Here is a 12,959-nt window from a genome sequence, read left to right as displayed (position 1 = left end):
GCTTGGCTTCAATCTCCTCGTTGAAGTCTGCATCGCTACGCTAGCTTCGACTTATTAACACACTACGTTCCTGCGGGGCTTTCAGCTCAAGCTTTTCCCGTAGGAGTCGCCGTCTTCCGCTCCACAATGAACAAAATTAAAAATCATTAAATATTCGTTTATTTTATATGAATTTTACATTATGTAATCGATTTTTGACTCATTTAGGTATAATTATTCTAATAATTTGTTTAATTGAAAATTACATAAAATATAGAAAAGAGTGAGAAGACAATGATTATTAAAAGCATTTTCTGTAAAGTAAATGAAGGTATGAAATTAGAATTTTCCCAACATCAACTAGAATGGCAAACAATTCATAAAGCAGATGGTTTTTTAGGACAAATTGGCGGTTGGAGTTTAAAGGATCCTTTGAAAGCCTGTATCTTTTCATTTTGGCAAGACTTAGAATCATATCAGAATTTTATGGAAGAGATACATGATCGAATATTCATCGCATCAGGACAAAAAGAAACCTATCATTCAATTTCCGTTGATCTATTTCAAGTGGAGTTCGGTATTCCGGGACCTAGTTCCTACATCTTATCAACTTTGGAAGATTGCAAGTTCATTCGAACAACAAGCTCACATTTTAAAGAAAAAAACCTTCATCATTTTATTGAAATGCAAAGAAATGTTTGGAATTCCGGAATAGAGAAACCTACCGGATTACTCGGAGGAGAAATTGCATTTTCTCTAAAAAACAAATTGCATATCCTTGTATTCACAGGATGGAATAATCAAACACATCAAAATTATTTGATTGATGTATTTCCAGACTTAAAAAAAGTTGCAAGTCCGGAACAAGATATCTTAAAGGAAGAGGACGAACAGTTCGTTGTTGAAAATTCATGGCGAGTTAATCCAAACAGTAATTAAATCAGATTTTTCCGTCTATAGTTTGCATGAAAATCCTTAAATATAAAATATAGCAGTATTAATAATGAACAATTCTGGTTTCATTCGTAATTATATATATATTCGATGAAATAACTTTATCCAAACTATTGAATAGATGATATTGTCTAGGAATATTCTGACCAGTAAACCATTTAAAACTTCTTTCTAGCCCTGCTCTTAATGATATAGTCGGTGTAGGTAAACCAAATTCTTGTAACTTTTGTATATCCAATAAATATGTAACATCTCTAAACGGGAAAAATTCTTTACTGGTAACTTCTAATCTTTCCATATCACTTTGAGAAATTGAAATTACTTCCCCTTCCCTATTCGTTACTTCTTTAAAAGTTTGAATTAATTGCTTCCAAGTAAAAATTTCTGGGTTTGTTATGTTAAAGGCTTCTCCATTCGTCTTTTCAACTTTTATTGCTTTAATTGATATATTAACTAAATCATCAATATGGATATATTGCGCTTTTCCCATATTAGTATCTGGATAAGGTATTGGTAGTTGATCGATTAATCTTTGGAAAAAATAGGATTCCCTATATAAATTGTTTCCTTCACCATATATATAAGTTGGTCTGAAAATTAAGATTGGGAAATTTGCTAAAGCGTGTTCCTTAATTAATTTCAACTCTACATTTCTTTTATTAACACCATAGATTCCCCAATTTTTGTTATAACCAATATTGCCTTCTTCAGATACTATTGAATCGGATGGGGTGTATACTCCACCAGTGCTCACTAAGAAGTATCTTTTTAATCTTGATCGATTGAGTATACTTAATATTGGCTTAATATCCTCAACTGTATAAGCTGAAATATCAAAAATATAATCATATGTACGATTTTCAATATGCTCTGCTAAATCCTTTTCATCTTTTCGATCACATTTAAAGTGGTTCCGATATCCTTTAACAGTAATCGGCTTAATCCCTCTCGTAATAACATCGACAGTATAGCCTTCAGCTATTAACTTTTCTAAATAAGCTCTACCTACAAATTCGCTACCACCAAATAATAAGACATCCATTTAATAGCCACCTCAAAATGCTCTTTTCTATAATATCAAGTCATGCTGTGGAAAATATTGTTTATATTCAAAAATTAAACTGCATACTTATTTTACTAAATATTAAAATATAAAACAGCCTAATTTTTCTCGGTATTTAATGAGAAAAATAGGCTGTTGTATTAAAAAATTTAGATTTTCGAATCTTGATCTAGGTATTCTTTTTTATCTTCTTGAGCAAGCCACCGTCATCAACATACGTAATATTCTCAATTTTTCCGTTCTCCGGTATAGTCGCAAGTCCTTTAACTTTATAATTCTTTTCAGAATCTCCGGTCTTTCTATATTTTACGTTTACAACAAAATCATAGTCATCTTTATAATTCTTATTTTTCTTAATTGAAATATTGTCTACTTTGATTTGAATTTCTTTTGAATGCAGGGTGTAAGAAAATGCAGATGCTACAAAAAATTTTTCGAAGCCACTATTGGTAAAATACGGCTGATATAAGTCTTCTATATATTGATGTAATTCGCTTCCATTTGAAGCTTTCAAGACTTTCTGACCATTAATCTTCATAATATTATTGGGATCTTTCAGAATTTCATTGTATTTTTGTTTTGGACTTGTAAATTCAGATTTAAGAACATGTGCAATTGATTTTACGCTCTTATTATCTGCTTCTACATTATAATCTACTTTCACGGTTGTCTCTTCTCCGGATTGTTCAATCTGCGAACACCCCACAATAATTAAAAGAAACATTAAGAGAACACTGCAACTAATTATATTCCTACACTTATTCATCAATGAACATCACCTTTCATTTCAACTATTTGAGTAACTTTAAATACTTTAGACTAATTAAAAACTAAGTGATTTTTTCATCTATTAATTTTCCCCAAAATTCTTTATCATCTTTTTAGAGCTTTAGTATTGCGATTCTATTTTCACCTCCTAGTTTAAAATTTCATATCTGTCATTAGAATCAATGGTTTTAATATTTTCGTTTATACATCTTATTTAAAATTTTGATACATTATCATTACAGAATTTTTAAAATTCGGTATACTTATGAAATATGATTGTAACATTAACTTAATTTTTGATACGTAGTTGTACTTTGGAGAGAATTCAAAAAGAGGAGGACAATTATGAATTCTATAATTGTGGCATTAAAAGGTTTAATTTTTAAAAATGGTCAATTACTTATCGTAAAAAGATCTCAAAATAATGAGATTGGGGCTGGAACATGGGAAACAGTTGGAGGAAAGATGGAGTTTGGAGAAGATTTTGAAATGGCATTAAAACGCGAATTTCTTGAAGAAGTTGGATTGGAAATTAAAGTAAAACCTCTATTATATGCAACGACTTTTTTCACTGCTAAGACTCGTCAACTAGTTTTACTAACATATCTATGCGAAAACATATCTAATACGATTACATTATCTAGTGAACACGAGCAATTTATGTGGGCAGCAAAAGATCAAGCCTTAGAATTATTACCGCAAACCATTTTAGAAGATTTTTTTGAACATGGGGTTTTTAATTTGAAGGAGTTCAAGTGATAAAACTTTTTGACCTCCAATTCCATATGTATGCTAAATGAGTAATAATTTTATTTTTAGGCTATGTTAAATATTCTTGGCATTAAATATGAGCGAAAAAAGTTGATAAGATCTGCTTTTTTCGTTTTTTATTTTACATCAAATAATTAATGTGATTTTGAACAATTTCGTTTGTGATGGGGATGGGTAGAAACCGCTCCCTTTCCGAGGACAAGCAAGATTCAAAAAAAAAGTGCTGGACTTGGTACTAAAACGCTGCACAAGTTTGCACTTTTAAATCCCCTATTATTCTATTTTCATTCTAAAATTAATTTATATAAAATCTCACCTTCAACAATTTTACCAGTGTCTTTAAATCCAATCTTTTCATATAGCTTTTTCGCTACTATATTATTTGATTCAAAACTCAAAAATATTTCGTTGCAATCATTCCAACTTTTCATCTCATCAATTACTTTTAATAATGCTTGAGTACCATAGCCTCTTTGTTGATAATTATAATCTATCATGAGTCTACATATTTCATAAATTTCAAGATCATTGGCATATCCATACATCGTAAATCCAACGATTGTATCTTCATCATATATAGCTTTTGTTATCCACCCATCTTGGATCTTTGATTGAGCAATTGATACCGCATTTGAAGCAACAAATTCTTCAAAAACTGTATTACTACCATCAGTATTGGTTGTTAAAGAAATACACTTAATCCAATTCTCTTCTGTAATATCTCTAAGATTAATATTCATAATTTGAACCCTCCATACAAATTTACAAATTAGATTAAGCAGTAAGAACTTTTATCATCTTAGAACTGTTTAATTTATATAGTGTTTGAATTTTCTAAAACCACTACTTTTTCTTTCCTATATACAACAAATGTGAAGAATTCCCTAGAATATAAGGGTTGGTCGCTTGTTCTACTATGAAACTGATCATTTTTTCGATCTTTTATGAAAATCACACTCTCAACTTATTAGTCAATAACTGTGATACCTCTTAATACAGCGTATCCATCTCTTACTTTGATTTCTGCTCTTAATTTACCTTTTTGGGATAGTTTTTCTAAGTGTGTACCTGTGTTATCTTCTACATAGTATCGTTCTATGGGAATATTAATATGAGCCTCTTTGGTTGAACTATTGTTATCCCATGCTTGATCAATATAGTATGCTAATTTACCTTTGATAAATATCCCTGATCTAGGCTTGGTTTCCGTTACTTTCAATACTTCATAGATATTTGTATTCTTGTTTTGCTTTATAGTAATGTAGACAGATTTGTCACTATCAAAATTGAAATAGTCCTTATCATCGCCTAGTTGTTTCTTTAACCCATTATCTAATAGATCCAGAGGTACGGTTTCGATTTCAAACTCTAAGTCTACATAGTCTCCATAAGCTAGATCGGATGGGTCAACAGGTGTAGTTTGTAAATAAATTGTTTCACCTGTTAAGACAGTTAAAAGAGGTTTTACTGTCATTGCAATTAATATGATTACAGGAACTAGAAGAGAGAGGAAGAATTGCTTATTTCTTGACAGCTTGCTCATTCTTCTTTCCTCCTTTACGTGTACGTTCAAACCAATAACCCAGCGCGATTAGGAGAATGCCCCCTAATATGAAAGCTATTGATTTACTCATAAATTGAAGTGACAAGTCAACATAGAATCTGAATACAAAGATACATATAATAGCTACCCCCAGTAGGTTGTTTTTAGCTACCAGTGTTAATGCATAGATACAGTATGCTACTCCAAATACTAGACAAATGATTGCAGGAATTGATGAATCTGATAGACTAGGGTAACATAGACTAGGGTAACTGGATTCCCATAAATCTGGAAAGGTTAAAGTTAAAGCTGTGCTGAAGTGTATGAATGTACCCATTATTTTTGAAGATGGTTCATACTCTTTGAAAGGTAGGTAGAATAAAATCATACCTGTAATAAACAATATTGCTACAGGTAATACTGTATTATTTAATTGGGTATAATAAGTGTAAATGGTGATAAAAGCTATTAATAAAGTTAAAGTGTTCGTTGTGAATAAGATGATGGATTTATCATAGTAATAGTGTGTTAAATAATAAAGTGTTGGAATAACGACAAGGAAAGTTATTAAACCAAATGCTATTTCCAATGTATTGCTGATATTTGAGTCTTCGGAATATATGGAAGTAATAGCTTGAATGACAACTGCAGTATTAATGACAAATAGTGGGATTGATTTATTATAGAATCGATGTCCTATGAAATATAATATTGGAATACTAATTAAGAATATCCACGGGATATTATTTTCCCCTATAGGAATATAATAGAAATGGAATTGGATATATTGATAAACAAAGAATAAATTCACCCATTTCAATATGGAGTGATATTCCTTTAACATAAAATGTCCGATTATGAACAGTAGTGGTATTACGATAATTGCCCCGTATGGATATGGGCTGTCGATCGAAATAAATTTCATTTCTACAAAAATATAAACGAAAGCTAAACTGGATATTTTTACATACTTATCCTTCAAGTAATACGCTAGTGGAAAGATACCTATCCCCCATGCTAGGAACATATCTGATGCGTGAATCCCTAAGTGAAATAACTGACCAATATAGAATAGTTCTCCACCAAAAGCGAAAACACCAATGTAGTAAGATGTTCTTGAAAGGGAAGGTTTCTTCTCTTCTAGCAACTTACCTACAATGAAGAAGCTGATTAAGGTTACTAATAAAATGATATACTTCGTGGTACTTGTTAATTGCGACCAATTACTGGCAACAAACGTAAGGATACCCAAGCCAATAAGAATTGAACCAATTGTCAGTAAAACTTGAATAACATTAATATTACCCTTTGTTTGGGATTGAAGATGGTTCGGATAGTCATACAATTGCATCAATTCGTTGGCTTGACCTTGTTGAAGTTTTCCTTCTGACTCTAAAAACTTTAACTCTTCAGATAAAAAATTATAAAAGGACCGTTGAATCATCCTTTTCAAATGTTGCACCTCCAATAGCTGTTTTTTTAATAGCTAACTTTAATTTTCTAAGATAAAAACCTTTTATAGTTTTTAATGCCATTGTCTTTTATAAAATTCTCTTAAAGTAAGCTTAAAACCAATATTTCGGTAACCAATCTGTTGTCAAAACAATTTTCTTTCGCATGTAATTAGACTTTCTCCTTTTTAGGCCAAATAAAGTAAGAAATCGTGAAAACAAGGTCGATACCTAACACAAGTGTCCATATTTTTAACACACCAAATAATGCTTCCGTTCGGGAGGGATCATTTATCAAAAAGATCATTCCTCCTAAAAGACCTGCACCAATTAGATATGATAGTACGTGTTTACCATAACCTTTTAAATAATGCAATGCATAATCCATTCCGACTAATGGAATTGGTTTTACACCTTCTTTTTTTACGTAATAAAGAAATTTCTTATCAGCCCAGTCAACCATGCTTTTTCCAAAGGCGATAGAAACACCTATATAAATGGCAGCAATCGCATGAGCATGTGTTGCAGTTGCCCCACGAAATAAATCAATACTCGTTGTAATTAATAAAATTAAATCAATTACAGGAGTTAAAGCTAATAAGAATAATCCTAACGTATTTAGCTTTAGCACATATCGCGTCACCAATCCTAATACAATAACAATCCAAAACAGAATTTCAGATGCGACAATCATCCAAGCGACAAAATTCAAAAAGCCCTCCCCCTAACTTATCCGTTATTTTATAATGAACTATTTTTCTAGTGTTTTTATCCTTTGAAGATACTTTTGAATTCCTTATTCATATCTTAATAGAAGTGTTCAACAATGATATTTTATGTAGTTTATACATAGGTATGACCTATTTTTCCGAACAATGATACTCTCAATCATTTGTATGGCGTATATGTATTGTAAAGAAAAACAGTATTATATGCTTAAATACTAAAAATTATGATACTATGCATAATATGCTATCTTTAAATTTCTCCTTTTCTTCTAGAAACGGATAATGATTGCTTTCTTCAAATATTACTAATTTGTTATTTGGAATTAATTTACTCATTTCAATTGAATATTGAATAGGACATTGAACATCGTACCGTCCACAAATAATTAGTGTATTTGTAGTTATTCTATCTAGCTGTCTTGTCACATCGAAAATGCTTAATTCCCTATTGAAAAAATCTAATCGTTTAGTTGACATTTCTTTTTTTATATTAAAAGAAAAGTACTCATTATATTTATTAGGATTATATAATGAAAATTTTGTTCTTTCCTCGGTTAATTTTTCTTTTTCAATTTCAGTTAATGTCCCTGATTTCAAGAGAGAGATCAATTCAATCATTCTTTGATTTTTTGGATGCTTTGCATTATATATACAATCTTTTGAAGACAAAGTATATTCTCTTGCAGAAGTTCCCACAAGTATTAAAGATTTTAATGAGTTTGAAAAATGTATACCATATAAAACTCCAATCATGCCACCAGTTGAGTGACCTGCAAAAGACCATTTATTATATCCTAATTCTTTTCTTATTTCATCTAAGTCCAACACAGCCTCGATTATACTCAGTTGATATGGTTCAGTTGCTTTTGCTGAATTACCAGTTTCTCGTAGATTAACAAGAATTACTTTGTGATTATCAGTAAACGTTTCTGCAAAAGCATCCCCAGTTTCATTGAATTCAGAATAATTATGAGTTATACAAACAGGCGAACCATCCCCTGAAATGAAAATTTCAAAAACACCTCTTTCAGTTGAAACATATTGTCTAATCCATTTCATTGATTATTCCCCTTAATCTGTATGAATTCTTTATTATTAAAAATTCATCTTTAGAATTATTTTTCTCTTTTTTCCACAAAAAGTAAAATAAATGTTGCTAATGGGCCTAAAAATAAAGATAAGAAAAACCAATTAAATCCTGTTCTATTCTTACCTTGGGCAATTCCGGCATTAATAAGTGCCAACGTTCCCCATCCAATATAAAAATCTTCTTTCACTTTTACACCTCAATTTTCACGAAATTTCTTTTCCCTGGATTGAATAAATTTTTGTGTTAACATACCAGAATTATAGATACTCAGAATCATCACGAAGAAAAATGCTTTTTGTGCAAATTTATCCCCTTTAAGGAACTCAATATTCGAAGAAATATTGTAAATAAAAGCGAAAGAAACAAGTATAGATAAAATAAGTTGCCATTTTAATGTTTTAATCACAGTTCTTCCTCCATCATATTTATTTAGTAACCTAATTTATTATTAAAACGTGTTGTAAATAAGCACTTAAAAATTTAATATAATACATCCAAACCTAGCTAATTATTTACGAATTTTCTCCAGTAGGATTTGTTCCGACGTAATTATTTTACTTTCTATTATTAGACCAATAAGCCCTTTCTCTGTTTTTGTTTCATGCCATTCATCTTGTGTCCAAAAAACTGCTTCACCTGGTTGAAGTGAACAAAACTTCTCAGAATAACTACGAACAAGCCCCACACCTTGAATAATTAGTAACAATTGAGGAGTTACAGCTTGATGATAACCAATCACTCCATTTTCATTTAACTGAATTAAGCCAATTTTAGCTTCTTCATCAATCATCATTATCTGCTTCATATAAAAGTTTGAATTAAATTCTGTAATATGATGGCCACTCTCGGTTGTAAATTTATAAAATTCCATTAGTTCCCCCCCGTAGATTTAACCTTTTCACAATCCATTCAAATAGAAATACTTATTACATTATACACATAATGGAAGTAAATACATATATAACATTATAGTTAATTATTGTAATAAAGAAATCATCGAATTTGAAAGTAGGAGGTACAGAGTTAGATTAATTTATTATATTTTATTGATTATACTCTTGCCTTTTAATCTTTTTGCTATCCCACTACATAAAAACAATAAAATGCATCTTTAGCTGTCAGGGATAATTATTTGAGATTTTCTGATTTGAACCAATAAAACTGCATGAAAAAGAGAGATTCTCATGTAAAATAGTAGTCACCAGAACAACATTTTACTAAATGAGGAATCTCTCTTGAACAAATAATCCGATACTTACACTCATTCAAAGCTTACCTTCTTAAACTAAGCTTCAACCCATTTTAACTTAGTTCAACTATTTCGAAAGAGCACGAAAATGTAAGGTTTCGACGATCATTACGTATTTACTTAGCGCTACAACGAACGCATCAATAGGTAACAGTGGACTATTAAATCTATTTATTGATAAATACGGACTGGTGCATCCTCATCACTTGTTTTGATCTCTTCACTATAATTCGAATCTTTTTTTGAATCTTTTCCTAATAATGAAGCAAGGAAATTTAGAATAAAGGTAGCAACGATGATTCCTATAAATCCTACTGTGTAAGCACCCGTAATGTCTTTTATATATCCTATTATATATGGATATAAAAATCCCCCTACCACAAATCCTATTCCTAGAATGAATCCATTTGCGGTCGCAACAGCCTTAGTTCCTACAGAATCTATTGCTGAAGCTAATGCTACTGGCATTCCCGTATAAACCCCAATACCAACAAGTGGCATCATAAAGGCAACTAGACCATAATTACCATTTGCTAAAGCAAGTGTGAGAACAATTAATGTTAGCGTCATCCATAAGCCCGCGAGTAAGATAAACGGCTTTCTTTTCCCCATCTTATCGGAGACTAATCCAAAAATAATGGAAGGAATGACCCCAACTAGGACATATAGGGATGTCAAAAATCCAGCAAGTCCCTCTGACCAGCCTGCATCTTCTATTAAAATAGTTGGTACCCAATAGGCAATAACTGCATATAAACCCCATTCACCGATGAAAAAGGCGGACGCAACGATTACGTTTCGATTACCAATAACTTTCAAATAGTCTTTTAAAGAAAATTTTTCTCCCAATTCTTTCGATGAGTTTTGGCGATCCGTGATATGTGGTGGATTCTTTAAAAATATGAAGGCTATTATTAATACGGCTACTAAGAAAATACCTCCAAGAGCAGATCCATGTCTCCATCCTATGGCAGTAAGAACATACGAAAATAAATAAAGAGCAAAAACCGTTCCCACCCCATCAGATGAAAACATTACCCCCATGGCAGAACCAACACCATTAGACTTTTCAAACCATTGGGCAGCCATTGTGTAAGGTCCTACAAACAATAAACCAACGCCCAAACCGATCAGAGCTCGAGACAATACCAATAAAGAATAATCTGGCATATATGAAAAAAGAATTTGACCTATAGAACTAATCAATAGTCCCCATAAAATTGTGTTTCGAGCACCCCACTTATCGACCAATACACCCACAAAAGGTAATGTTAAGCCTCCAACTAATGCCGTAACTGAAGCCAACATCCCTGTTTGAGCATAACTGATAGATGTGTCCTCCATTATTTTAGTTATCTGTGTTGAGTACCCAATATAGGGAAGGAAACAACCTATTAAAGCTAAATAAGATAACCAAAGCATTGTCCATTGACCTTTTACTTTTATATTCTCCATAGGCGAAACACCTCCTAAAAAATTAACAAAACAAATTATTAGAAAACATTAAACTTTCAAATAATTTAAGTTAAATATTAGATATGGATAATCGGTTATTAAACTTTCTATCAACAAGTAACTTATAAATTATACTTTTTTAGTTTCCTAACAATAGTCGATTGATTAACACCCAAAAGTTCAGCCATTTCCCTAGTATTTTTTGCTTTTGCTTTTGCCTCTAGTAATATTTGCTGTTCAGCTTTTTCAACAAAATCAACTAAACCTGGCAACTTCCTATTATCACTCAATACCATATCATTTGATAAAAATGATGAGGGATTAAAATTAATGAAAAAATCTTGATTAGTAATAACAAATCTTTCAATTATATTTTGAAGTTCACGAACATTCCCTGGCCATGAATATTTTTTTAATCTTTCTAACATCAGTTCATCAATTTCAATATTTTTATTATATTTTTCGTTAAAAAATTGAAGATAGTAAAATGCAAGAGCCTGTATATCTTCTTTTCTTTCTCTAAGAGGAGGGATATTAATAGGAACTACATTGAGTCGATAATATAAATCTTCTCGAAATGATTTTTCTTTTACTTTTTTTTCAAGATTTTGATTTGTAGCTGCAATAATACGCATATCTATCGGTATATCTTCTACTCCCCCTACTCTTTTTATCTTTTTTTCTTGTAAAACCCTCAAAAGTTTTACTTGAAGATTTACGGGGATTTCACCAATTTCATCTAAAAATATCGTACCTTTATTAGCCAATTCAAAAAAACCTATTTTACCTCCCTTTCTAGCACCTGAAAATGAACCATCTTCAAAACCAAATAACTCCGATTCTATCAAGTTCTCAGGTATAGCTCCACAGTTTACTGCTACAAAAGGTTTTCCATTTCTGTTACTCAAACTATGAATTCTATTAGCAATTACTTCTTTTCCAACCCCAGTTTCACCTAAAATGAGTACTGTGGTGTCAACCGGTGCAATGGATTTAACAAGACTGTCTATATCTTTCATTTTCTTACTTTCGTAAACAAAAGATTTTTTATTTGAATTTTCTTGCTGAATTCTTATTACTTCTTGCTGATAGCTAGTCAAAAGACTTTTAACTTCGGTTAGTGTTTCTGTTAACTCATTAATTTCGGTAGAATCTTTAGTAATAGATATAACACGAACAATTTCCCCATTACTATCCTTTATAGGAATCGATTCTATTGTAAAAACTTCCCCAGTCTTTGTATATTGTAATCCTCGTTCTCTTTTCCCCGTATTAAGTACTTTTGCAGAAACAGAGGGATAGAATTCTTTTTGTCTTTCTAAATCAAAAACATTTTTCCCTAGATATTGTTGGTCATCCTTAGCTGTCGCAAATGTGATATTTCCATATCCATCAGTGATAAGTATATTTTCGAAAAAGTTACAAAAAATAGCTTCCAACTCTTTAATTACCCATTTATCTGAAGCAATATGATCCCTTATTTTTTGATCAATTTGCCAATCAATGATACTTTCTATTTTTTCAAATTTATTTTTTAAAATAGACTCTTTATTCTTTTTTAGTAAAATTTCATATTCATTATTAACTACGGGTTTCGTAATAAGTTCTTCTAAAGACAGCGATAGAACTTTTTTGAAACCGACTTCCTTCACTTTTTTATACAGAGTGGTTCTGTTTATATATCCTATAGTCTTTTCATCTTCTTGCAAAATGAGCCATTGACAATCTACTTCTAATACCTTGAGAAGGATTATTTCAATGGTAGTTGGCCATGGAATACAAATAGCATTGTGTATATGATGTTTTCTAATATCCATACCTATTACCCCTAATGTGATATTATTTGGTATTAACTCAGGAAGCGATTTAATATATGGTTGCGAACATATGTCGCAACCATATATACAA

The 12,959-nt window shown here is 31.1% G+C and carries 14 protein-coding genes; 2 read left to right on the top strand and 12 right to left on the bottom strand.

Translation table 11 applies throughout. From position 1 onward, the window contains the following. Positions 1-273 precede the first annotated feature (273 nt). Entirely contained in the window at positions 274-918 is a 645-nt protein-coding gene (locus ACIQ4I_RS01505) for a YdbC family protein (protein WP_403092161.1), read from the top strand. Positions 919-976: 58 nt separating this feature from the next. Here ACIQ4I_RS01505 and ACIQ4I_RS01500 read toward each other — a convergent pair whose 3' ends face one another. Together ACIQ4I_RS01500 and ACIQ4I_RS01495 are read right to left on the bottom strand one after the other, a co-directional pair. Then, positions 977-1,975 (bottom strand): NAD-dependent epimerase/dehydratase family protein, encoded by a 999-nt coding sequence (locus tag ACIQ4I_RS01500; protein ID WP_403092159.1) that lies wholly within the window; start codon positions 1,973-1,975, stop codon positions 977-979. A gap of 190 nt (positions 1,976-2,165) precedes the next feature. Further along, positions 2,166-2,660: a hypothetical protein gene (locus tag ACIQ4I_RS01495; RefSeq protein WP_403092158.1), complete on the bottom strand. Its 495-nt coding sequence runs from the start codon at positions 2,658-2,660 to the stop codon at positions 2,166-2,168. A 449-nt stretch (positions 2,661-3,109) separates the two neighbouring features. On the opposite strand from ACIQ4I_RS01495, the gene ACIQ4I_RS01490 reads away from it, so the two are divergent. Further along, complete coding sequence (locus ACIQ4I_RS01490; protein WP_403092156.1) at positions 3,110-3,523, top strand: NUDIX hydrolase; 414 nt, start codon at positions 3,110-3,112, stop codon at positions 3,521-3,523. A 296-nt stretch (positions 3,524-3,819) separates the two neighbouring features. Here the strand turns inward: ACIQ4I_RS01490 and ACIQ4I_RS01485 are convergent, their stop codons facing one another. The 10 genes from ACIQ4I_RS01485 to ACIQ4I_RS01440 all read right to left on the bottom strand — a co-directional run bounded on the left by ACIQ4I_RS01485 (position 3,820) and on the right by ACIQ4I_RS01440 (position 12,868). Beyond that, positions 3,820-4,275: a GNAT family N-acetyltransferase gene (locus tag ACIQ4I_RS01485; protein ID WP_403092155.1), complete on the bottom strand. Its 456-nt coding sequence runs from the start codon at positions 4,273-4,275 to the stop codon at positions 3,820-3,822. A gap of 227 nt (positions 4,276-4,502) precedes the next feature. Beyond that, positions 4,503-5,078 (bottom strand): GDYXXLXY domain-containing protein, encoded by a 576-nt coding sequence (locus ACIQ4I_RS01480; RefSeq protein ID WP_403092153.1) that lies wholly within the window; start codon positions 5,076-5,078, stop codon positions 4,503-4,505. After that, positions 5,056-6,522, bottom strand: coding sequence for a DUF2157 domain-containing protein (locus tag ACIQ4I_RS01475; protein WP_403093328.1), 1,467 nt, complete (start codon positions 6,520-6,522; stop codon positions 5,056-5,058). The genes ACIQ4I_RS01480 and ACIQ4I_RS01475 overlap by 23 nt, the downstream gene beginning before the upstream one ends. 179 nt (positions 6,523-6,701) lie before the next feature. Continuing rightward, positions 6,702-7,241 (bottom strand): hypothetical protein, encoded by a 540-nt coding sequence (locus ACIQ4I_RS01470; RefSeq protein ID WP_403092151.1) that lies wholly within the window; start codon positions 7,239-7,241, stop codon positions 6,702-6,704. A gap of 238 nt (positions 7,242-7,479) precedes the next feature. After that, positions 7,480-8,316, bottom strand: a complete 837-nt coding sequence (locus ACIQ4I_RS01465) for an alpha/beta fold hydrolase (RefSeq protein WP_403092149.1) — start codon at positions 8,314-8,316, stop codon at positions 7,480-7,482. A 56-nt stretch (positions 8,317-8,372) separates the two neighbouring features. Further along, on the bottom strand, positions 8,373-8,534 hold the full coding sequence (locus ACIQ4I_RS01460; protein WP_403092147.1) for a hypothetical protein: 162 nt from the start codon (positions 8,532-8,534) through the stop codon (positions 8,373-8,375). 9 nt (positions 8,535-8,543) lie between these two features. Continuing rightward, positions 8,544-8,753 (bottom strand): hypothetical protein, encoded by a 210-nt coding sequence (locus ACIQ4I_RS01455; protein WP_403092145.1) that lies wholly within the window; start codon positions 8,751-8,753, stop codon positions 8,544-8,546. 102 nt (positions 8,754-8,855) lie between these two features. Further along, positions 8,856-9,218, bottom strand: coding sequence for a cupin (locus ACIQ4I_RS01450; RefSeq protein WP_403092143.1), 363 nt, complete (start codon positions 9,216-9,218; stop codon positions 8,856-8,858). Between the two features lie 549 nt (positions 9,219-9,767). Further along, positions 9,768-11,051: an MFS transporter gene (locus ACIQ4I_RS01445; protein WP_403092141.1), complete on the bottom strand. Its 1,284-nt coding sequence runs from the start codon at positions 11,049-11,051 to the stop codon at positions 9,768-9,770. A 122-nt stretch (positions 11,052-11,173) separates the two neighbouring features. Further along, complete coding sequence (locus tag ACIQ4I_RS01440) at positions 11,174-12,868, bottom strand: sigma-54 interaction domain-containing protein (RefSeq protein ID WP_403092139.1); 1,695 nt, start codon at positions 12,866-12,868, stop codon at positions 11,174-11,176. Between the last annotated feature and the right edge of the window lie 91 nt (positions 12,869-12,959).

The sequence above is a fragment of the Rummeliibacillus sp. NPDC094406 genome, assembly GCF_044763875.1.
Lineage (GTDB): Bacteria > Bacillota > Bacilli > Bacillales_A > Planococcaceae > Rummeliibacillus.
Note: the sequence above shows the minus strand (reverse complement) of the source record. Positions and strands in the feature narration are given on the sequence as shown.